At 67.8% G+C, this 20,615-nt stretch carries 18 protein-coding genes and 5 tRNA genes; 2 read left to right on the top strand and 21 right to left on the bottom strand.

The window, feature by feature from the left end; genetic code table 11:
* Window positions 1-76: 76 nt before the first annotated feature.
* From G6O54_RS03200 to G6O54_RS03190, 3 genes are read right to left on the bottom strand one after another with little or no spacing between them, the layout of a single operon-like run.
* Entirely contained in the window at window positions 77-1,624 is a 1,548-nt protein-coding gene (locus G6O54_RS03200) for a hypothetical protein (protein ID WP_165220059.1), read from the bottom strand.
* Entirely contained in the window at window positions 1,597-2,142 is a 546-nt protein-coding gene (locus G6O54_RS03195) for a hypothetical protein (RefSeq protein ID WP_165220057.1), read from the bottom strand. Before G6O54_RS03195 ends, G6O54_RS03200 begins: the two co-directional genes overlap by 28 nt.
* The gene (locus G6O54_RS03190) at window positions 2,139-2,642 is read right to left on the bottom strand and encodes an RNA polymerase sigma factor (RefSeq protein ID WP_165220055.1); all 504 of its coding nucleotides are present in this window, start codon (window positions 2,640-2,642) and stop codon (window positions 2,139-2,141) included. Before G6O54_RS03190 ends, G6O54_RS03195 begins: the two co-directional genes overlap by 4 nt.
* A 220-nt stretch (window positions 2,643-2,862) precedes the next feature.
* Between G6O54_RS03190 and G6O54_RS03185 the strand changes: the two genes are divergently transcribed.
* Window positions 2,863-3,198 (top strand): outer membrane protein assembly factor BamE, encoded by a 336-nt coding sequence (locus tag G6O54_RS03185; RefSeq protein WP_165220053.1) that lies wholly within the window; start codon window positions 2,863-2,865, stop codon window positions 3,196-3,198.
* 105 nt (window positions 3,199-3,303) lie between these two features.
* Here G6O54_RS03185 and rpoB read toward each other — a convergent pair whose 3' ends face one another.
* The 14 genes from rpoB to G6O54_RS03115 all read right to left on the bottom strand — a co-directional run bounded on the left by rpoB (window position 3,304) and on the right by G6O54_RS03115 (window position 14,366).
* Window positions 3,304-7,035: a DNA-directed RNA polymerase subunit beta gene (rpoB, locus tag G6O54_RS03180; RefSeq protein WP_165220051.1), complete on the bottom strand. Its 3,732-nt coding sequence runs from the start codon at window positions 7,033-7,035 to the stop codon at window positions 3,304-3,306.
* Between the two features lie 393 nt (window positions 7,036-7,428).
* Window positions 7,429-7,836 (bottom strand): 50S ribosomal protein L7/L12, encoded by a 408-nt coding sequence (gene rplL / locus G6O54_RS03175; protein ID WP_165220049.1) that lies wholly within the window; start codon window positions 7,834-7,836, stop codon window positions 7,429-7,431.
* A gap of 167 nt (window positions 7,837-8,003) precedes the next feature.
* On the bottom strand, window positions 8,004-8,570 hold the full coding sequence (gene rplJ / locus G6O54_RS03170) for a 50S ribosomal protein L10 (protein WP_165220048.1): 567 nt from the start codon (window positions 8,568-8,570) through the stop codon (window positions 8,004-8,006).
* 76 nt (window positions 8,571-8,646) lie between these two features.
* Window positions 8,647-9,327, bottom strand: a complete 681-nt coding sequence (gene rplA, locus G6O54_RS03165) for a 50S ribosomal protein L1 (protein WP_165220047.1) — start codon at window positions 9,325-9,327, stop codon at window positions 8,647-8,649.
* A 152-nt stretch (window positions 9,328-9,479) separates the two neighbouring features.
* Window positions 9,480-9,905, bottom strand: coding sequence for a 50S ribosomal protein L11 (rplK, locus tag G6O54_RS03160; RefSeq protein WP_165220046.1), 426 nt, complete (start codon window positions 9,903-9,905; stop codon window positions 9,480-9,482).
* Between the two features lie 127 nt (window positions 9,906-10,032).
* Window positions 10,033-10,860, bottom strand: a complete 828-nt coding sequence (nusG, locus tag G6O54_RS03155; protein WP_165220045.1) for a transcription termination/antitermination protein NusG — start codon at window positions 10,858-10,860, stop codon at window positions 10,033-10,035.
* A 127-nt stretch (window positions 10,861-10,987) separates the two neighbouring features.
* The gene (gene secE / locus G6O54_RS03150; protein WP_165220044.1) at window positions 10,988-11,515 is read right to left on the bottom strand and encodes a preprotein translocase subunit SecE; all 528 of its coding nucleotides are present in this window, start codon (window positions 11,513-11,515) and stop codon (window positions 10,988-10,990) included.
* 196 nt (window positions 11,516-11,711) lie between these two features.
* Window positions 11,712-11,784, bottom strand: a tRNA-Trp gene (locus tag G6O54_RS03145).
* Between the two features lie 211 nt (window positions 11,785-11,995).
* Window positions 11,996-12,148 (bottom strand): 50S ribosomal protein L33, encoded by a 153-nt coding sequence (gene rpmG, locus G6O54_RS03140; protein ID WP_165220043.1) that lies wholly within the window; start codon window positions 12,146-12,148, stop codon window positions 11,996-11,998.
* A 231-nt stretch (window positions 12,149-12,379) separates the two neighbouring features.
* Window positions 12,380-13,591 (bottom strand): elongation factor Tu, encoded by a 1,212-nt coding sequence (gene tuf / locus G6O54_RS03135; RefSeq protein ID WP_165220042.1) that lies wholly within the window; start codon window positions 13,589-13,591, stop codon window positions 12,380-12,382.
* 167 nt (window positions 13,592-13,758) lie between these two features.
* A tRNA-Thr gene (locus G6O54_RS03130) sits at window positions 13,759-13,831 on the bottom strand.
* Between the two features lie 104 nt (window positions 13,832-13,935).
* A tRNA-Gly gene (locus tag G6O54_RS03125) sits at window positions 13,936-14,006 on the bottom strand.
* 93 nt (window positions 14,007-14,099) lie between these two features.
* A tRNA-Tyr gene (locus G6O54_RS03120) sits at window positions 14,100-14,181 on the bottom strand.
* A 112-nt stretch (window positions 14,182-14,293) separates the two neighbouring features.
* Window positions 14,294-14,366: transfer RNA gene (locus G6O54_RS03115), tRNA-Thr, on the bottom strand.
* A gap of 356 nt (window positions 14,367-14,722) precedes the next feature.
* Between G6O54_RS03115 and G6O54_RS03110 the strand changes: the two genes are divergently transcribed.
* Window positions 14,723-15,850 (top strand): hypothetical protein, encoded by a 1,128-nt coding sequence (locus tag G6O54_RS03110; protein WP_165220040.1) that lies wholly within the window; start codon window positions 14,723-14,725, stop codon window positions 15,848-15,850.
* Here G6O54_RS03110 and G6O54_RS03105 read toward each other — a convergent pair.
* The 4 genes from G6O54_RS03105 to G6O54_RS03090 all read right to left on the bottom strand — a co-directional run bounded on the left by G6O54_RS03105 (window position 15,847) and on the right by G6O54_RS03090 (window position 20,591).
* The gene (locus G6O54_RS03105; RefSeq protein ID WP_165220038.1) at window positions 15,847-16,293 is read right to left on the bottom strand and encodes a hypothetical protein; all 447 of its coding nucleotides are present in this window, start codon (window positions 16,291-16,293) and stop codon (window positions 15,847-15,849) included. The two genes, G6O54_RS03110 and G6O54_RS03105, sit on opposite strands and share 4 nt — an antisense overlap.
* Window positions 16,294-16,555: 262 nt before the next feature.
* Entirely contained in the window at window positions 16,556-17,416 is an 861-nt protein-coding gene (locus G6O54_RS03100; protein ID WP_165220036.1) for a CheR family methyltransferase, read from the bottom strand.
* Entirely contained in the window at window positions 17,413-18,495 is a 1,083-nt protein-coding gene (gene cheB / locus G6O54_RS03095) for a chemotaxis-specific protein-glutamate methyltransferase CheB (protein WP_165220034.1), read from the bottom strand. The genes G6O54_RS03100 and cheB overlap by 4 nt, the downstream gene beginning before the upstream one ends.
* On the bottom strand, window positions 18,492-20,591 hold the full coding sequence (locus tag G6O54_RS03090) for a HAMP domain-containing methyl-accepting chemotaxis protein (RefSeq protein ID WP_165220032.1): 2,100 nt from the start codon (window positions 20,589-20,591) through the stop codon (window positions 18,492-18,494). Before G6O54_RS03090 ends, cheB begins: the two co-directional genes overlap by 4 nt.
* Between the last annotated feature and the right edge of the window lie 24 nt (window positions 20,592-20,615).

The raw sequence follows: 20,615 nt of genomic DNA, 5'->3' as shown, positions 1-20,615 counted from the left end.
ACCAGCATAGCGGCCGGGGCCATTCGATGCCACCGCGACGGCACGATTGGAGGAGCCGTGGCCTTCTCTCCGGCCGTCACGGCCGGGCCGGCAGCAGGCGGATGGAGCCGGCGCGGTTGAGGACGTCGACGCCCGGCTCGCGGGAGCTGCCGCGGAGGGCGGCGGCGATGCGGTCGGCGAGGAAGAGGCTGCCGTGGCTGTTCACCTGGGTGGCCAGGCCGCGCCAGGCGCGGAGGGCGTCGAAGCCCGCCGAGGAGGTGAAGCTCAGGGAATGCACGGCCTCTCCCGGACCTTTCCCCTTCATGGCCCCGTCGGCGAGCTGGACGACGCCGCATTCGCTGAAGCACGCGAGCGGCAGGCCGGCGAAGGCGGCCGGGTCCAGGCGGAGCTCGATGTCGCCGGACTGCGAGACGACCCGGTGATCGACCCGGGCGAGCGGAGCGGCGACCAGCCAGCTCGTCCGGCCGAAGTCGTTCTCCACGTCGACCCGACCCGACACCCGACCCACGGTGAGGTCGCCCCGGACCAGCCGTACCCGCAGGCCGCCGTCGATCTCGCGGTACTCGGCCGGCTGCATCGGCGGCGGCTGGACCGTCAGGCCGCGGGCATCGTGCACCGTGGAGACGTTCTCCGAGTAGGCCGTCGCGGAGACGGAGACGTCCCCCCGGACCGACTCGATCCGCCCGATCGCGATGTTCTCGGCGACGAGCGGCCCGTCCTGCTCGGAGACCGCGTAGGTCGTGTTGTAATCCCGGTCCCCCTCGCCGACGACCGTCAGCGCCGCGTGCACCCCCTTCGCCCGGAAGCCGGCCAGGCCGCCACGGACCCCGACGGACTTGCACCTCGGGACGAAGACGACCAGGCGGGCCTGCCGCCGCCATTGGCCCGAGACCTGGCCGGCGCCTTCCTCGTTCTTCGCCTCCACCGTGATCATCCGGTTCCCTTCCTGGCCGCTCAGGCCGGTGAGCTTCACGTGCTCGAACTCGCGGTCGAGGTAGTCCTTGAACCGGAATCGCTCCCAGTCGGCCTTCCACTCCGGCTTGCCGGCGATGTCCCGGTAGAATCCGAAGAGTTCCTTGCCGGTCGCCCGTCGGTGCTCCACGCGAATCCCGGCGAGGTCCTCGTCGATCCCCTTGCCATCCCGGGTCAGGACCGACTTCTCGACGATGCAGCGGACCTCGGGCCTGTCCCAGCCCCGGAGCTCGACGTTCGGGGCGTCGATCAGGAGGAAGCCGTCCGCGGCGATCGGGAAGGCCGTCGTGGCCTTGCCCTCGACGAGGTCGGCCCCCGGGATGTACACGCGGGATTTCTCGATCTCCGATCGGAGCTCACGGAGCTTCGTCGAGAGCTCCTCGACCCGCGATCGCCCTTCCGCGGCGGAGATCCGCGTCGCGACGATGTCCTGGCGCAGGCCCTCGATCTGGCCGACGACCTGGTCGTACCGCTCCTTCAGCGCCTTGGACACGAAGTAGGCGCCGGCCCGGTCGGAGCCGACGATCTGGGCGTCGCCGGGCGCCTTCGGGCGCGGCTTCGGCTCATCGTCATCGGCCTGCGCAGCCGGCCCGAGACTCAGGGCAAGGGCCATCACCGTCGCCATCAGGGTTCGCGGGTGGAGTCGTCGCACGGTCGTACTCCTTGAGGGTGGGAGAAGGCGGAGGCCGAGAGGGTCGCGAGCAGCGATCCCGCCCCTCGGCCGGGGTCTTCGAGGGCGTCCCGGGACGTCAGGCCGCCGCCGGTCCCGTAGCGGCGCCACAGGTCGTTGGCCTCGCGGCGGACGTCGAGCAGGTCCGCCTCGCGACGGAGCGACTCCAGCTCCCGGTCGAGCCGGTCGAGCCGGTCGAGCCATTCGTCCGCGACTCGTCCCCGCTCCGAGCGCATGGTCAGGGTCGGGAGGGCGGCCGGAGTGACGATGCTCTCGCCGAGCGGTCTCGCCCGGCGATACCAGATCGCCACGCTCGCGGTCGCGGCGAGGAGGATCGCGGCGGCCGTGAGCGTGGCCCGCCAGGGCCGGCCTCGTCGCGCGGGCGTCGCGGCGTCCGCCGGCATCGCCGAGATCCAGAGGGCTCGTTGCTCGGGGGTGAGCGGCGGGACCTGGGAGAGCTCCCGCGCGACCTCCGATGCGGTTCCGCGATCGTGGTTCATGAGAGTTCCCTCCGCAGTTGCTCGAGCCCCGCACCCAGGCGGCTCTTGACCGTGCCGACCGAGATGCCGAGCACGCCGGCGACCTCTCGCAAGGACAGCCCCCCGGTGTAATGCAAGGCGAGGACCTCCCGGATCGGCGGCGAGAGGCCGGCCACGGCGTCGCGGACGATCTCGCACCGCTCCCGCATCTCGACGAGGACGGCGGGATCGTGATCCGGGCCGGCCCGCGTGGTGAGGATCTCGCCGTCGTCTCCCGGCGTCGCCGGGAGATTTCGGGTTGACCGGTGGTCCAGGAAGGTCCGGTAGGCGATCGTCATGAGCCAGGCCCGCGGGTTACGGAGCCTCGGCCGCGAGCCGAGGTTCCGCCAGACGCGGACCGCCACCTCCTGGAACAGATCCTCGGCATCATGGACCCGCCCGCAGAGCCGCCTGAGGAAGGCCAGCACGACCGCGCCGTGGTCGTCAACGAGACCCAGGAAGACGTCGCGGTCGCTGGGCATGCGGACGCTTGCTCCGGATAACTCGCGGGTGGAGAAGCTCCCTACTCAATTCGGGGCCGTCGCCGTTGAGTATGACCGGGTTTCTCGCGGAGGTGTTCGGCGGATCTCCTGGGATCGCGCCCGAGTCCTTGCGTCGTTCCAGGAGGGCAACCTACAATCCGAAGGTGGAAGCTCTCCGTCGTCCGCGGATGGCTCGCAGGACTTCTCACGAATCGACGCCATGAATCAGCCCACCCTCAACGCTCCGGCGATCCAGGAATCCACCGCCAACAAGCTCCGATTCGGCAGTTATACCGGGCTGCTCTACGTCGGGGCGATGCTGGGAGTCCTGGCGTACTCCCTGCTGCGGGAGACCGGGGAGACCTTCGCGTTCGAGCGGCTCAAGCCCGGGATGACCCCCACGCAGGTCGCCGCCGAGATCGGCTCGCCCAAGGCCGAGGCGAAGGACGGCGAGCGGCTGGTGCAGACCTGGAAGATCCCCGACGGGCAGGTCTTCACCGTTGAGTTCCAGGACGGCAAGCTCGTGACCAAGGAACGGAAGCCGGCCTCCCGGTAGGAGCCGGTTCCGCCCGGAGATCGGGTGGGCCGGGGGCTGCGCACGAAAAAGCCGCCGGAGGTGTGAATCTCCGGCGGCCGATGATCGATCGCGACGAAAGCCCGCTCAGATCCGCTTCTTCTCGAGCTGCATGTTCAGCCCGAGGCCGCGGATCTCGTTGGTGAGCACGTCGAAGCTGGCGGGGGTGCCGGCCTCGAGGGTGTTCTCGCCCTTGACCATGCTCTCGTAGATCTTGGTGCGGCCCTCGACGTCGTCGGACTTGACGGTGAGGAGCTCCTGGAGGATGTAGGCGGCGCCGTAGGCTTCCAGGGCCCACACTTCCATCTCGCCGAACCGCTGGCCGCCGAATCGGGCCTTGCCGCCCAGCGGCTGCTGGGTGATGAGGCTGTACGGGCCGGTGGCGCGGGCGTGGATCTTGTCGTCGACCAGGTGGTGGAGCTTCAGCATGTAGATGTAGCCCACCGTGGTCCGCTGGTCGAACTTCTGGCCGGTCCGGCCGTCGTAGAGCACCGCCTTGCCGTTCTCGGGCAGGCCGGCGTCCTTGAGGCACTGGCGGATCGTCTCCTCGCTGGCCCCGTCGAAGACCGGGCAGACGGCCTGGAAGCCGAGCTTGGCCGCGGCCCAGCCGAGGTGGGTCTCGAGGATCTGACCCACGTTCATGCGGCTCGGCACGCCCAGCGGGTTGAGCAGGATCTCCACGCCGGTGCCGTCCTCGAGGAACGGCATGTCCTCCTCGGGGAGGATCTTGGCGATGACCCCCTTGTTGCCGTGGCGGCCGGCCATCTTGTCGCCGACCGAGATCACCCGCTTGGTGGCGATGTAGACCTTCACCATCTGGAGGACGCCCGAGGGGAGCTCGTCGCCCCGCTTCAGGCTGTTGAGGCGCCGCTCCTTCTCGTCCTTGAGGGCCTCGATCCGCGGGGCGTAGCTGCGGGCGACCTCCCTGGCCTTCTTGGACGCCTCCGGGCTGCGGATGTCGAGCGCCTCGATCTTGAACCGCTCGTTCTCCTCGACCAGGTCCTTGGCGTCCTTGGCCCGGCCCAGCGGCTTGCCGGTGTTCGGGTCGGCGACGGGGCCGCCGACGACCTCCTCCAGGGCCTTGATCATCTGCTTGTATTCGTCGGCGATCCGCGCGTTCTCGCCGGACTCGGTGTCCTTCAGCTCCTTGTCGAAGGCCTTCCGCTCGTCCTCGCTGAGGCTCACCTTGCGGCTGAACCGCTGGGTGTTGATGACGATCCCCTCCACGCCCGAGGGGACCTCCAGCGAGTCGTTCTTCACGTCTTCGCCGGCCCGGCCGAAGATCGCGTGCAAGAGCTTCTCTTCCGGGGTCAGCTCGCTCTTGCTCTTGGGGGCGACCTTGCCGACGAGGATGTCCCCCGGCTTGACGTAGGTGCCGATCCGCACCACGCCGCTGTCGTTCAGGTTGCGGAGGGCCTTCTCGGAGACGTTCGGGATGTCCCGCGTGAACTCCTCGCGGCCGAGCTTCGTCTCGCGGATCTCGATCTCGAACTCCTCGATGTGGATCGAGGTGTAGACGTCGTCCCGCACCAGCTTCTCGCTGATGATGATCGCGTCCTCGAAGTTGTAGCCGTCCCACGCCATGAAGGCGACCAGGACGTTCCGCCCCAGGGCGAGCTCGCCGCGATACGTGGACGCCCCGTCGGCCAGGATGTCACCGGTCTTCACCTTCTGGCCGACCTGGACGACCGGCTTCTGGTTCAGGCAGGTCCGCTCGTTGAGCCCGACGTACTTGCGGAGCTTGTAGATGTGGTTGTGGTCGATGATGATCCGGGTCGAGTCCACATACGTGATCGTGCCGTCCTGGAGGGCCTTCACGACCATCCCGGAGTTCATGGCGACCGATCGCTCCAGCCCGGTGCAGACGATCGGCGGCTCCGCCACCAGGAGCGGCACCGCCTGCCGCTGCATGTTGGAGCCCATCAGCGCCCGGTTGGCGTCGTCGTGCTCGAGGAACGGGATCAGCCCCGCGGAGACGCCCACCATCTGCTTGGGCGAGATGTCCATGAACTCGATCTTGTCGACGGGCACGCTCACGAAGTCCGTCTGATAGCGGGCGATCAGCGAGGGGCCCTTGAGCTTGCCGTGGTCGTCGACCGAGGCGTCGGCGGGGGCGAGGTGCGCCTCGGACTCCTCGTCGGCCCGCATCCAGACGACGCCCTCGTTCCCCTCGACGGGCTTGCCCGACTTCACCTTGCGGTAAGGGGTGATGAGGAAGCCGTACTCGTCCACGCCGCCGTAGATCCCCAGCGAGCTGATCAGGCCGATGTTCGTCCCCTCGGGGGTCTCGATCGGGCAGATCCGGCCGTAGTGGGAGATGTGGACGTCGCGGACCTCGAAGCCCGCCCGCTTGCGGTTGAGGCCGCCGGGGCCCAGGGCGGAGAGCCGCCGCTCGTGGGTGAGCTGGGCCAGGGGATTGGTCTGGTCGACGACCTGCGAGAGCTCGCCGCGGCCGAAGAAGTACTCGATCGCCGCGCTGATGCTCTTGGGATTGATGAGCAGGCGGGGCGTCTGGTCGTCCGCCTCCTTCAGGCTCATCCGCTCCTGGACGGTGCGGCGGAGCTTGAGGAAGCCCTTGCGGAGCTCGTCGGCGGCGAGCTCGTCGATGGTCCGGAGCCGGCGGTTGCCCAGGTGGTCGATGTCGTCGACGTGGACCCTGGCGTCGCTCCCCTTCCGCAGCCGGAGGATGTAGCGGATGGCGTTGACGTAGTCCAGCGGGTCCAGCGTCATGAGGTCCTCGGGGACCTCCTGATTGAACTTCCGGTTGATCCGGAACCGTCCGACCCGACCCAGGCGGTAGCGGTTGGTGTCGAAGAACTTCTCGTGGAAGAGCTCGCGGGCCTTCTCGAGCTGGGGCGGGTTGCCCGGCCGGAGCCGCTGATAGATCCGCAGCAGGGCGCTCTCGTGGTCGGTGGTCGGGTCCTCCTGGAGCGACTGGAGGATGAGCTGGTCGCGGGCCTCCTTGAGGACCTCGATGTCGCCGAGCTTCTCGCCGGCGTCGGCCAGGACCTGGGCCAGGGCCTTGGAGATGGTGGCCCCGCTATCCACGAGGACCTCGCCGGTCATCGGGTCCACGACGTCGCCGCAGGTGATCCGGCCCTCGAGCTTGGCGGCGGCCTTGGGATCGCCCGCGCTGATGCTCTCGCTCTCGTAGAAGGCGCGGAGGATGGCGTCGTCGGACGAATACTGCGGGCTCATGGCGCGGAGCAGCGTCATCGACGAGAACTTGCCCGACTGGTCGATCCGGACGCCCAGGGTCTCCTTCTTGGTGACCTGGAGCTCGATCCAGCTCCCGCGCTCGGGGATCACCCGGCAGGCGTGCAGCTTCTTGTCGCCCGACTCGACCTCGACGACGAAGTCGACGCCCGGCGAGCGGTGGAGCTGGCTGACGACGACGCGCTCGGCGCCGTTGATGATGAACTCGCCGCCGCCGATCATGATCGGCATGTCGCCGAGGTAGACCGACTCCTCGAGGACGGTCTCCCCCTTGTTGAGGCGGAGCCAGACGTGGAGCGGCCGGCCGTAGGTGAGGCGGAGCTGGCGGCACTCGTCGGGGTCGTAGCGCGGCTTGCCCAGGTCGTAGCGGAGGTACTCGAGCTTGAGCGTCTTGTCGTAGCTCTCGACCGGGAAGATCTCGCGGAAGACCCCCTCGAGGCCGGAATCGGTACGCTCTTCGGGCGGGATGTCGGCCTGGAGGAAGCGCTCGTAGCTGCGGGTCTGGATGACGGTCAGGTCGGGTACGGGGAACTCGTCGTGGATCCGGCCGAAGTTGCGGCGCTGGGGGGGGACGATGCGGCGCACGGTCGTCGGAGTGGGCATCTGGTCGCGCTCCTCAAGGGGAGATGGGGGGCACCGGGGGGCCGGCGGTCACCGTCCGCGGGCTCTTCGGCGTCCGTCTTCCGCGTCGCGGGGCCTGCTTGCCGGGACGCGGCCTGGCTGACGCCCGGAGGCGTCGCGCAGGGATCGGGCTTTCTGTTGCGGGGGATCCGGGTGTCGGGATCGATGGGTCGGGGACGATCGAAGGAAATCCGGGAGGGCGAGGCTCCGGCCCAGGCCGGCGTCCGGCTCGGCCGGAGCCTCGCCCTCCCATTCTTCAAGCAACCCGCCGCGCGCCGCAATACCCCGGGACCGGCGGAAGGGGCTCCGCCGGCCTCGGGGTAGCTTGGCAGCACGCGCGGGCCTGGTCGGGAATCGACAGGCTCGGTCGCGAGCTCACTTGATCTTGACGGTGGCGCCGGCCTCTTCCAGCTCCTTCTTGAGCTTCTCGGCGTCGTCCTTGGAGACGCCGGTCTTGACGGCCTTGGGGGCGGCCTCGACCAGGTCCTTGGCCTCCTTGAGCCCCAGGGCGGTGGCGGCACGGACGACCTTGATGACGTTGATCTTGTTGGCGCCGATGGCCTCGAGGACGACGTCGAACTCGGTCTGGGCGGCGACCGGCTCGGCGGCGACGGCCGGGCCGACGGCCGGGCCGACCGCGACGGCGGCGGCGGCCGGCTTGATGCCGTGGACTTCTTCGAGGTAGTCGCCCAGGGCCTTGGCCTCGAGGACCGTCAGCTTGACGATCGAGTCGCCCAGGCTCTTGATGTTGTCGGCGAACGCGGTGACTTCGGCGGTGGCCATGTCGGTCGGGTCCTTTCTTGCTCTCGATCGGATCGGATGATTCTACCGGCGTGCGTCAAACGCGACCACGCCGAGGGAACTCGGGGGAAACGGCCGGGACGCGTCTGGGACGCTCCCGCCGGGAAAACGCGATGAAGGCAACACTCGGGCGAGGCCGAGGCGTCCGGTCAGGCCCCTTCGGGCGTGGCCTCCTCGGCCGGCCCGGCGGTGCCTTCGTCGCCGCCGGACCCTTCGGACATCGTCTTCAACTGGCTCATCAGGCCCGCCGCGGGGGCGTTGGCCAGGGCCACGACCCGCTGCGCCGGCGCCAGGGCCATGGCGACCACGCGTGCGATCAATGCCTCGCGGCTGGGGAGCTTGGTGATGTCCTCGACCTGCGCCGGGCCGATCACCACGCCGTCCACCGCGCCGCCCTTGATCTCCGGCTTCTTCAGGTTCTTGACCTGGGTGGAGATCTCCTTGGCCAGCTCGGCCACGCCCTCGCCGCCCCAGGCCAGGACCGTCGGCCCTTCCAGGTACTTCGAGAGCCCGCCCAGGCCGATCTCGCCGAAGACCTTGCGGGCCAGCGAGTTCTTGAGCGTCCGCAGCTTGATCGACTTCTTCCGCAGGTCGCGGCGGAGCTGGAACTCCGTGATCGCGTCCAGCCCCTTCAGGTCCATGATCAGGACCGACCGGCTGTCGCCCAGGTCGGACCGGATCTGGTCCATCATCATTTCTTTGACGTATTTACTCATGGCGTTACTTGTCGTCCCCGTCCTTCGGGTGTCTGTGTGCGGTCCCGGCCGGGCCCGCGGCGTGCTGCCGCGGGGCTCAGGCCACGATGCGAATCCCCGGGCTCATGGTGGCCGAGACGGTGATCGACTGGAGGTACGTCCCCTTGGCGGCGGCCGGCTTGATCGACCGCAGGTAGTTCAGGAAGGCGTTGATGTTCTCGACGAGCTGATCCTCGGTGAAGGAGATCTTGCCGACGGGGACCGCCACGTTGCCCCCCTTGTCGTTGCGGAACTCGATCTTGCCGGCCTTGAACTCCTTGACCGCGGAGGTGATGTCCGCCGTCACGGTGCCGGAGCGGGGCGACGGCATCAGGCCGCGGGGGCCGAGCACGCGGCCGAGCGGGCCGACGATCCCCATCATGTCGGGGGTGGCGAGGGCGACGTCGAAGTCCATCGTCCCCCCCTTGATCTTCTGGGCCAGGTCGTCCGCCCCGACGATGTCGGCGCCGGCGGCGCGGGCCTTCTCCGCGTTCTCACCCTGGGCGAACACGGCCACCCGCACGCTCTTGCCGATGCCGTGCGGCAGCGCGACCGAGCCGCGGACGTTCTGGTCGCTCTGGCGGGGATCGATCCCCAGGTGGGTCGAGATCTCGACCGTCTGGTTGAACTTGGTGGTGCCGAACCCCTTGAGGACCTTGACCGCCTCGGCCAGGGGGACCGGGGTGGGCGCCTTGAGCTTGTCGCTCAGGGCGCGATAGCGCTTCGAATGGTGGGGCAAGTGGCCTCTCCTTTCGCCCTCGCGGGCTGCCGCCTTGTCGATGCACACCGGCCGCCCGCGGGCGGTCGCGCCTTGGCGGGCCGGTTCAGTCGGTCATCGAGGGGGCCGGACGTCGGCCTCCCCCGCGGTCCTTGTCTTATCCTGCGTCGTTTTCAGCCCTTCACCTCGACGCCCATGCTCCGAGCCGTGCCGGCGATGATCCGGCAGGCGTGCTCGATGTCGCGGGCGTTGAGGTCGGAGAACTTGGTCTCGGCGATCTTCTTGACCTGGTCGGCCGTCACGGTCCCGACCTTGGTCTTGTTCGGCACCGCGGATCCGGCGGCGATCCCCGCGGCCTGCTTGAGCAGCACCGCGGCCGGCGGGCTCTTGGTGATGAACTCGAAGGAGCGGTCGGAATAGACGGTGATCTCGACGGGGATCGTCGTCCCCTTCATGTCCTTGGTCCGTTCGTTGAACTGCATCACGAACTGACCGATGTTCACCCCGTGCTGGCCGAGCGCCGGGCCCACCGGGGGGGCCGGGGTCGCCTGGCCTCCCGGGCACTGCAGCTTGACCTTCGCCGTCATCACCTTGGCCATCGCGGATTCTCACTCTCTTCGGATTCGATTCCGTCTCGTCTGGTTCGCTCGACTCTGTCTCTGTCCCGGACCCCGTCGCCGTGCCCCTCGTCTCTCCCGCAATCCCTCGCCCTTCGCCCCTCCCGAGTCAGATTCGCTCGAGCTTCCAGTGATCGATGTCCACCGGGGTGGGGCGATTGAAGATGATGAGCATGACCTTGACGAGGCCCCGATCCTCGATGATGTCCTCGACCGTCCCCTCGAAGTTCTCGAACGGGCCGTCCTTGATCTTGACGCGGTCGCCCCGCTCGACGTCGATCCGGACCTTCGGGGACTCGGTGGTCGACTTCTCCTCTTCCTGGTGGAGCATCTGGCTCACTTCGGTGTCGGTCATCTTGGTCGGCGTGCCGTGCGCGCCGACGAAGTCCCCGACGCCGGGGGTCTCGCGGACCAGGAACCAGGTCTTCTCGTTCAGCTCCATCTGCACCATGATGTAGCCGGGGTAGGTCTTCTTCTCGATCACCCGCTTCTTGCTGTTGCGGATCTCGGTGATCTTCTCGGTCGGGACGACGATCCTCGGCTTGCCTTCCTCGGTCTTGCCGAAGAACCGCTCCAGGCCCTGGATCTTCACCCGCCTCTGGAGGGCGTCCCGGATCGTGTCCTCGCGTGAGCTCTGGACCTTGAGGACGTACCAGACGAGTTCGGGGGCTGGTTCATCGTCGGCATCGGCCGCGCCGTTGGCCGCGGGCAGGCTCTCCTCCTCGGCCTCCTCCGGCGCGGGCTCGGGGTCCGGGCGGGCGGCCTTTCGGTGGGCCCGGGGCGTCTTCCCCTGGGGGAGGCCCCCGTCCGGAGTCTCCTCGACCGCGGGGGCGCCGGCGACGGCATCCGCGTCCCCGCCGTCGTGATCGACCTGAGGGGCGTGGCTGGCGGCCTCATCGGGGCTGTCGATCGGCTTGTCGGTCGATTCGTCGCTCATGGTCGGGTTCAATCTGGTGCCTGTGACGCGGTCGAGGTCGGTATCCGGGGCTCTCGTGTGCGGTCCGGGTTCGGGCCGCCCTGGCGGGCGCGGGGGGCGTCGGCCGTCGGGTGGAGGCTCGAACGGCTCAGCCGGCCGGCGAGCCGAACGATCCTCCGCCGGTGAACTGGAGGACCCCGATGTTCCTGAGGATGAACAGCCAGAGCCAGTCGACCATGAAGAGGAAGACGGCCATCAGGACGACGGTGGCCAGGACCACGGTCGTCGATCGATACAGGTCTTCCTTGCTGGTCCAGGAGACCTTGTTCATCTCCGCCTCGGTGGCGATGAGGAACTCGGCGAACGGCGGGAAGTGGACGATCCGGAAGATGGCCCATCCCAGGATGAGGAGCACGGCGGCGGGGATCCCCAGCCTGGCCGTGACTTCATATTCCATGATCGACTGCCAGAGCAGGTAGACGCCGGAGACGAGGACGACGCCCAGGCCGATCGCGGTGTAGAGCCGGGCATACCAGCCCTGCATCGGCTTGTAGAGGCTCGTCTCGAGGAAGTTCAGGAAGAACCGGGTGAACATCCTCGGTTGACCGCCGCCGGGCTTCGCCTTCGGGTTCTTGGTCGGCTTGGCCGCCGAGACGTCGTCTTTCACTTTGCCCATGGCACCCGTCTCAATCATCTCTGAGGTTCACCGGGGAATCCGCCCCGGCAGGCACGTTCCTGGCGGTCGCTCGACGCGAACGAGTGACGGCGGATGCCGGGCCGCAGGTCGCCTCACGCCTGCGATCCGTCGGCACCGAACCGACCGGGGATCTACTGGGTGGCGTGGCGACGACGATCGGGGAGGCTTGCCGCAGCACGAGCGGAGGGAATCGAACCCCCAACCGCCGGTTTTGGAAACCGGTGCTCTGCCAATTGAGCTACGCTCGTATCGTTTCGCGGCCGGAGTGGAGGAGCACTCCGCCTCATCGACCGCGATCTCGGTGTTCCCGGCAAGCCTTGGTCACGATGGTCGCCGCCGCACCTCCTCTATCGAGAGGACGGCGAATGCGGCCGATTTCGCCGTCCCGCGGGATTCCCGCCCCCGCCGGGGCCGGCCCGCAAGGGGCGAGGTCCTTCGGCGGGGCGTCGGGACGACCGCTCACTTCTTCCGCGACTCCTTGTGGGGAGTGTGCTTGCGCTCGCGGCGGCAGTACTTCTTCAGTTCCAGCCGGCCGGCACCGCGGGTTTCTTTCTGGACCCGGTAGTTCCGGTCCCCGCAGGTCGTGCATTCCAGCCATACATACTCACGCATGACGACGCCGCTCCTATCCGGCTCCCTGCAAAGGTCCGGCGACCGATGAGCCCGCCATTCGCGGGTCGATCGGCCGCCACTGAGGACCCTGGATCATCTTCGACTACACAACCCTGGTCAATTTCGCTCGATCAATGATGTCGGGGCCAGTCCCGCCGCGTCAAGTGCACGGCCGGGCCGGCCCCACGGGCACCCTCGCGGGGGTGCCCCTCGTCCCCCCGGCGACGGCGGTCACTCGAGGATCTTGACCACGACCCCGGCACCCACCGTCTTGCCGCCCTCGCGGATGGCGAACCGGAGGCTGTCTTCCATGGCGATCGGCGAGTGGAGCTCGACGGTCATCTTGATGTTGTCGCCGGGCATGCACATCTCGGCCTCGCTGCCGTCCTCGGACAGCAGGTTGAGGATCGAGCCGGTCACGTCGGTGGTCCGGATGTAGAACTGGGGCCGGTAGCCCTTGAAGAACGGGGTGTGGCGGCCCCCTTCTTCCTTGCCCAGCACGTACACCTCGGCCTCGAACTTGGTGTGCGGGGTGATCGAGCCCGGCTTGCAGATGACCTGGCCGCGCTCGAGGTCGTTCTTCTCAACTCCGCGGAGGAGGACGCCGACGTTGTCGCCGGCCACGCCCTCGTCCATCGTCTTCTGGAACATCTCGACGCCGGTCACCGTCGAGGGCTTCTTGGCGCCGAAGCCGATGATCTCGACCGCGTCGCCGACCTTCACCTTGCCGCGCTCGATCCGGCCGGTGCCCACGGTGCCGCGGCCCTTGATCGAGAACACGTCCTCGATCGGCATCAGGAACGGCTTGTCGATCTCGCGGACCGGGTCGGGGATGTACTCGTCCATCGCCTTGACGAGGTCGAGGATCGGCTGGGCGGCCTTGTCGTCGGTCGGGTTCTCGAGGGCCGGCCGGCTGCTGCCGCGGACGATCGGGATCTCGTCGCCCGGGAACTTGTAGTGGCTGAGGAGCTCGCGTAGCTCCATCTCGACGAGCTCGAGGAGCTCGGCGTCGTCCACCAGGTCGATCTTGTTGAGGAAGACCACCAGGGCCGGCACGCCGACCTGGCGGGCCAGGAGGATGTGCTCCCGGGTCTGGGGCATCGGGCCGTCGGCCGCGGAAACCACCAGGATGGCGCCGTCCATCTGGGCGGCACCGGTGATCATGTTCTTGATGTAGTCGGCGTGGCCCGGGCAGTCGATGTGGGCGTAGTGGCGCTTCTCGCTCTCGTACTCCACGTGCGAGACGGCGATGGTGACCGTCTTGGTGGCGTCGCGAACGGTGCCGCCCTTGGCGATGTCGGCGTACGACTTGGTCTTGGCCTTGCCGCGCGCGGCCAGCACCGCGAGGATCGCCGCGGTCAGGGTCGTCTTGCCGTGGTCAATGTGACCGATCGTGCCCACGTTGACGTGCGGCTTGGTTCTGGTGAAAGTTTCCTTGGCCATGTGCGATAGCGCCTTTTCGGCATCCTGGAGTCGAAGTCAAAACGGCGGGAGCCTGCGGCACCCCTCCCCGCCAGCAAAGTCCGCTTTCGGACGGCCATCCCAGCAGCCCGGGGTCGACCGCTGAGCACGTCAATCATGACGCCCGAATTCTTGGGCAACGACCCAAGAGCTGCCGCTGGGATTTGAACCCAGGACCTCGTCCTTACCAAGGACGCGCTCTACCGACTGAGCCACGGCAGCTTGTGTTTTGTCGCGATGTCGTCTCTTTCTACCCTTCCATCCGGCGTGCCCCACGCCGCCTCTTCGCCTGTCTCTTCTCGGGGTTCGCTCTCCCATGCGAGCAGAGCGGGTGATGGGAATCGAACCCACGTAGCCTGCTTGGAAGGCAGGGGCTCTACCATTGAGCTACACCCGCTTTGGAATCTTGGATGCTGGTCGTCTCGTCCTCACTCGACCGGGTCGATGGCTCCTGGTTCTCCTGAGCTTTCCTGCCGGCTGACGGTTCGGATGGGTGGAGCAGGATTCGAACCTGCGAAGGCAATGCCACCAGATTTACAGTCTGGCCCCTTTGGCCGCTTGGGTATCCACCCGTCTTGGGTTCGTCAATCATCCCCGGTCTTGAATCGAATCAGACTCGCTTCCGTTCGGCGTGCTTCTCTCGGGAAACCGGGTGATGCGGCGATCGTCGCCTGAAGCGAGCAGAGCTGGCGGTGAGAGTCGAACTCACAACCTACGGTTTACAAAACCGTTGCTCTGCCGGTTGAGCTACGCCAGCAACCTGGGCCGTGAAATCGTCTACTATACCGTCCGGCGGGACGATTGCAAGAGATTCGATTCCCTCCGCTGAGACGGCGCACGCCGATCAGCGCGATAGGTCATGGTAACGATCTCCCCGGCTGCTCGGCAAGGCCGGGGCCCAAAAAACTCCGCCGACCTCCCTCGCGCCGGCCCGGCTGCACGCTCCGATCGCTCGGGATTACCGTCCCTCCCACCGCGGGTCGTTCTTTCAGGAACACTTGAATCGAAGGTGGCGAAAGTGCCGATAATCGGGGTCGTGGTGATGGTTGGCTGGTGCCCCGCCCGAGCGCGGGGGGACGAAGCCGTCTTCGACCCGCCGAGGAGTTGAAACCGATGGCGTTTGCCGGTGATGTTGGCCGTTGCGTCCTGCGAGGTTGTGTCGTCGGGATCCTGTCCGCATGCCTCGTCGTCGAGGCTCACGCCCAGGCCGACCCGCCGACGGCGGACCTCCCCCCCCTGCCCGCGACGGGCGGCGATCTTGCCCCGGGGACGACGATCCCGGCCCAACCTTCCGCCGGTCCGCTCGGCCCGGAGGCCTTCTCGACGCCGGCCGGCCCCATCGCCGCCCCGGGCGTGTTCCCGGCCCGGCGGTCCACCCTCGAGGTCATCCGCGCGTCGATCTTCGATGACATCTTCTCGGAGGAAGCCCAGGCCCGGTGGACGCCGCTCTCGTTGCGCGGTTTCTTCACCGAGGGCTGGGACGAGCCGTTCGTCCTCCCCGCGGCCAGCAACAACGGCGTGCCGCGGCAGGGATGGGTGGGTGCGTTCGGGGGGCATTTCTTCCGCGCCTGGTTCCTGGTCTTCGGCTACACGCAGGGGGTCAACTCGACGATCGGCAATCGCTATTTCGGCCAGTACACCCTCTTCGTCCCCCTCAACCGCCGGTTCGAAGCCCAGGTGGACATCCCCTTCGTCACCTCGAGCAAGGGGGGGCCTCTCAACAACTATCACAACAACTTCGGCGACATGACCTGGCACGTCCGCTTGCAGCTCTCCGAGGCCAAGGACTTCGGCCAGATCATCAACGTCGCGATCCGCACGCCCACCGGGGATTACATGAACGGCAACGGCGTAACCTCGATCACGCCCATGTATCAGACCTGGTGGAACCCCTTCGGCCAGTGGGTCCTGAGGACCGAGCACGGCGTCAGCGTCCCGCTCAGCCACACCCCGACCTCGGGCTACACCTCGATCATCAACAACGTCGCCGTGGGCCGATATTTCGCCGGCAACAAGGACGGCTGGATCCACATGCTCTGGCTGGACCTCGTGGCCACTCAGAACTCGGTCGTCGAGGGCCACCCGCGCCATGAGACCTATTTCAGCCTCACGCCGGGCATGCGGTGCCATCTCACCGCCCTGCCGGGCCTCTGGTTCTTCTTCGCGGGCGTCAACGTGCCGATGACCGGCCCGCAAGCCTACAGCACGCAGACGCTCGCGGGCATCCTGAAGGACTATTAAGGGAGCGATATCGGGGCCATCGGGGCGATGGCCTGGGGCTCGTCGTCGGCCTGATAGAAGTCGAAGAACTGCTGGCCGGCGAAGTAGTCCGCCATCGCCTTGCGGATGCTTCGCAACTGCTTGAGGAACCGGGCGTACTGGCGGATCAGCCGCCGCCGCTCGTCCTCGGGCATGTCGAGCACATCCACGTAGAAACGCCGCGCCTTGCGGGCATCGTAGAAGCTCCAGAGCCGCTTGATCCTCAGGCCGGACTCCTCGTCCTCGACCTCGAGCTGCCGGGCATACTGCCGAGCCTTCATCTTCTTGGCGAACTGGACGAGTTCCGCGTTGGTTTCGAAACCGTTGTGCTCGTCGATCCAGGCTACGATGTCCTCGGTGGTGAGCCGCGGTCCCTTCTGGGCGCACAGCTCCTTCAGGCTGGCGATGATCTCGGCAGGTCCCATCGATCCTCCCCGGCGCATCTCGGAATCCGTCGAAGGAAGCGGCGGGGACCGCCGTCCCGTGCGTCCCCAACCCGTTTCGCCGGCTCATCCTGAGTCCTCACCCGGCCAATTCTAGCCGCCACAACCTCGGGTGTCGATGGACTTTCGTCCAAGGGTCCAGTTTTTCAGGGTGACGCAACTTCACTGAGTTCGCCTGTTCATGATCGGGGTGTCCCGCGGCGCGATCGGGGCCGCTCTCCGGGAAGGCGGTCGGTCGGGAGCTTCAGGGCTTCACGTGGACGATCGTGCTGCCCATCCGCACGGGCGTGAAGGTATCGGTCACTCGGTAGAGGCTCTCGGCCGCGCCGATCAGCAGGAAGCCGCCGGGATTGAGCGCACGATGCAGGGCCTGGCAGAGGCGGCGCTGATGGCTCTCATCGAAGTAGATCAGGAGGTTGCGGCAGAGGATGAGGTCGAAGTTCCCCAGGTTCGGCAGGGGACGGGCGACGTTGAGCCGACGGAACTCGATGGTCCGGCGGAGCCGTTCGTCGACGACCCAGCCGCGATCGACGGGGCTGAAGTAGCGAGCCTGCTGCGCGGGGGAATTGCCGCGAAGGATCTCCGCGGAGGTGTATCGGCCGCCGCGTGCGACGGCCAGCGCGGTCTGGGAGATGTCCGAGGCGAGGATTGGGAAGTCCTCGGGCCTCAGCCCGATCCCCGGTCGGCCGGCGAGGACATCGGCCACCGCCATCGCCACGCTGTAGGCCTCCTGGCCCGTGGCCACCGCCACGCACCAGATCCGGGCCCTGGCGGTTTCCAGCCCCGGCCTCGCGGCGCGTCGCTCTCGCAGGCGATCCGCGATGGCGGGGAGGATCGACCGGCGGAGCTCGTCGAAAGGATGCCCGTCCCGATTGAAGGAGGTTTCCCTGGTGGTGATCGCCTCGACGATCTGCTCCTGGATGGCCAGGGAATTCGCCTGGCCCAGTGCCGCCACCAGGGCGTCATAGGACGGCAATCCGTACTGCCTGAGGATCGGCTCCAATCGCGAGGTGATGAGATAGCGCTTGTCCTCGCCGATCACGATGCCGCAGAGGTCGTGGATCGCCTTGCGAAGTGCCTGGAACGCGCCGGACGTCAGTTTCATGGGGACGCGTTCCCCAGCAGGGCTGCGGCCCTCGGCCCGATTCGATCGAGCGGCAAGATCTCGTCGACGATTCCGGTGGCGACCGCGGCCCCGGGCATCCCCCAGACCACGCTCGTCGCCTCGTCCTGTGCGATCACGTAGGCCCCCTTACGCTTCAGGGGGCCCAGCCCCCTGGCCCCGTCGGTCCCCATGCCGGAGAGGACGATGGCGAGCACGGAGCGCGGGTAGGCCTCGGCGACGGATCGGAAGAGGACATCCACGGAAGGCCGGCAGCCGTTCTCCGGCGGCTGGTCGTTGAGGGCAATCTGGCGCCCATCGAGGTGCCTTCGGACGATCATGTGCTTCCCGCCCGGTGCGACATAGGCCGTCCGGGCCTCGACGCCCTCCGTGTGCGAGGCCTCGACGACGCGGTAGGAGCATTTCCTGGCCAGGCTCTCCGCGAAGTAGCGAGTCATGCCCTGCGGCAGGTGCTGGACGAGGAACAGGGGGGCCGACGCATGCCTGGTCAACTCGGGGAGGATGGTAGCCAGGGCTTCGGGACCGCCCGTTGACGAGCCGATGACGACGGCCCGGTATCGCCCCCCCGCCGCGACGGGGGGCGCGTCGGCAGGCGCGGGAGGGGGCGACGTCGCGGATGCGGCTCGCCTTCGTCGGAGCGAGAAGAGGCGGATCTTGTCGTGCAGCTCCTGCCGGAGGGCCGCCGCGTTCGCCGCCCGGTCCGGACCGTCCGGCTTGCGGATGAAGTCGAACGCCCCGCGCGCCAGTCCTTCCACGGTGACGGCGGCGCCACGCTCCGTCAGCGCACTCAGGAGGAGGATGCCGACGGGGGCTCGATCGGGGCGAGATTGGCTCAGCCTTCGGATCTCATCCAGGGTCTCCAGGCCGCCGCGGCCCGGCATGTTGAGGTCCAGCGTCACCAGGTCCGGGGGCGAGTCGCGGACGAAATCGATAGCCTTGTCGCCGTTCCAGACCGAGCCGACGACCTGCACGCCCGGGAGCCCCTTGAGCGCGTCCTCCACGGCCGATCGGAAGATCCGGGAATCGTCGACGATGAGGACCTGGAGCGAGTCGTGAGTCATGCGGCGGTTGGATCCTCGACAGGGGGCCTGGCCGGTCCGATGAGGGTCCGAAGCGTCCTGCTGATCCGGTCGAGCTGCTCGGCCGAGCCGTGAATCCTGGCGGCCGCGTCGGCGGTGGCCCGCGACGTGTCCCTGACGCCGTGGATGTCCGCCGAGATCCCGCCGGCGGCCATCGCGGCCTCGGTCACATTCCGCGAGACATCCGTCGCCCCCCGCGCCGCCTCGGCGACGTTCCGGGACATGTCGTCGGCGGCCTTGGCCACCTCGGCGATCGAGCGTGCGATATCGCCGACCCCCTTGTTCGCCTCCGAGACGTTCTGGGAGATCATCGTCGCCGCCCGCGTCTGCTTCTCGACCGACGTCGAGATTCTACCAGAAGAGGCGTTGATTTCCCGGATGATGTGCGACACACCCTGGATCACATGGACGGATTTCCGCGTGTCCTCCTGGACGCCTTCGATCCGCCGGGCGATGTCCTCGGCCGCCTTCGCGCTCTGGTTGGCCAGCTCCTTGATCTCGTGCGCGACGACGGCGAAGCCGCGGCCGGCCTCGCCCGCGGAGGTGGCCTCGATCGTGGCGTTGAGGGCCAGCAGGTTGGTCTGGAGGGCGATCATCTTGATGGCCTCGGTGACCTTGCTGATCTCGCCGCCGGAGCGGTTCAGGAGCTGGATGGTCTCCGAGGCCGAGTCGGCCATCCGGCTCGCCTCGACGGCGACCTGCGAGCCTTCCTGGACGTCCTTCAGGACGTCCACGAAAGAGTTGGAGATCTCGGCCACGGCGGCGGAAACCACGTCCACGTTGGTCGCCGTCTGCTCGGCGGCCGAGGAGATCGTGCCGACGTTGATGCTCATCTCCTCGCTGGCGGAGCTGATCGAGGCCACGCTCGTGCTCATCTCCTCGGCGGCCGAGGCCATCGTGCTGATGTTCGTCGTGAGCTGCTCCGACGCCGACGCGACGCTGGACGCCTTCAGGGAAGCGTGCTCGCTGTGGGAGACCAGCATGTCCGACACGTCGGAGAGGTCGCCCGCCGATCGGGAGAGCTGCGCGGAGATGGTTCCGACCTCGGTCACGATCCTCCGCGTGATGGAGTAGGCCGCCAGCGAGCCCAGCGAGAGCCCCACGAGCGTGCCGCCGAGGATCCAGGCCAGGCCGGTGACATAGGCGAGGGCGCTACGATCGCGACCGGTGGTCGCCTCCGTGGCGAGGAGCCCGTCAACGACGCCGATCTCCTTGACGCAATCATTCCCAACGGTCACCGATTCGCCCAGGCTCAAGGCCATGGCTCTGCCGGTGGAGTCCACGTCGGACAGCTTCAAGATCCCCGCCTGAAGCGAGCGGACCTCGGTCAGGGCCGCCCGGCCCTCCGCCTGGCCCGCCGGGTCCCACTCGTTCGCCGCCGCCAGCACGGCCTGGACCTGACTCAGCAGCTCCGCGAGCCTCTTCTCGTCCGCGGCCTTCTCGTCCTTGCTCGAGGTCTCGATGTGCCTGACAAGGACCGGATACATCCCCAGCACCGCGGCCTGGGCCTCGGCCAGCGACCTCAGCCGCGCGGCGTCGGCCGGCGAGGTGCTCGACTTCGACGCCAGGACGGCGATCCACTTCCTGAGAAGCGAGGTGAGGATGTCGGTCTGGCGCTGGAGGTCCGTCTTCAGGATCCGTTTCGCCTTGGGATGGGTGTTCTGGACCGCGAGGTCCAGCGTCTCGGCGTTCACACTGGCGAAAGCGTCGATCGCGTTCCCGAGCGCATCGGTCGCCGCCGACTCGGCGTCTTCATGCTCGGCCGCCGTTAATCCCCCGAGCCGCTCCATGGCGGTCTTCACGCCCGCCAGGTACGAGCGAGAAGCGGCGGCGAAGGCCTTCGACGACTCATCATCCGGGGCGATGACGGCGTTCTTCTGCGCCCGCAGGCACTCCAGCAACCTGGTCTGGACCTCGGCGAGCGCCTCGCGCTTCGCGAAGGTCCGGTCGACGAGTCCCCGTATCTGGGTGTTGATGTTCGCCAATCGGCTCGCGGCGCCGAGTCCCACCGCGAGCATGGAGCCCATCAGGATCGCCGACAGGATCAACATCTTGTGCGAGAGCTTGAGGTTCGTCATGGGGCGACCCGAGTGAGTAGGATG

Origin of the sequence: Aquisphaera insulae (assembly GCF_011064615.1) — a bacterium.
GTDB classification, from domain to species: Bacteria; Planctomycetota; Planctomycetia; order Isosphaerales; family Isosphaeraceae; genus Aquisphaera; species Aquisphaera insulae.
Note: the sequence above shows the minus strand (reverse complement) of the source record. Positions and strands in the feature narration are given on the sequence as shown.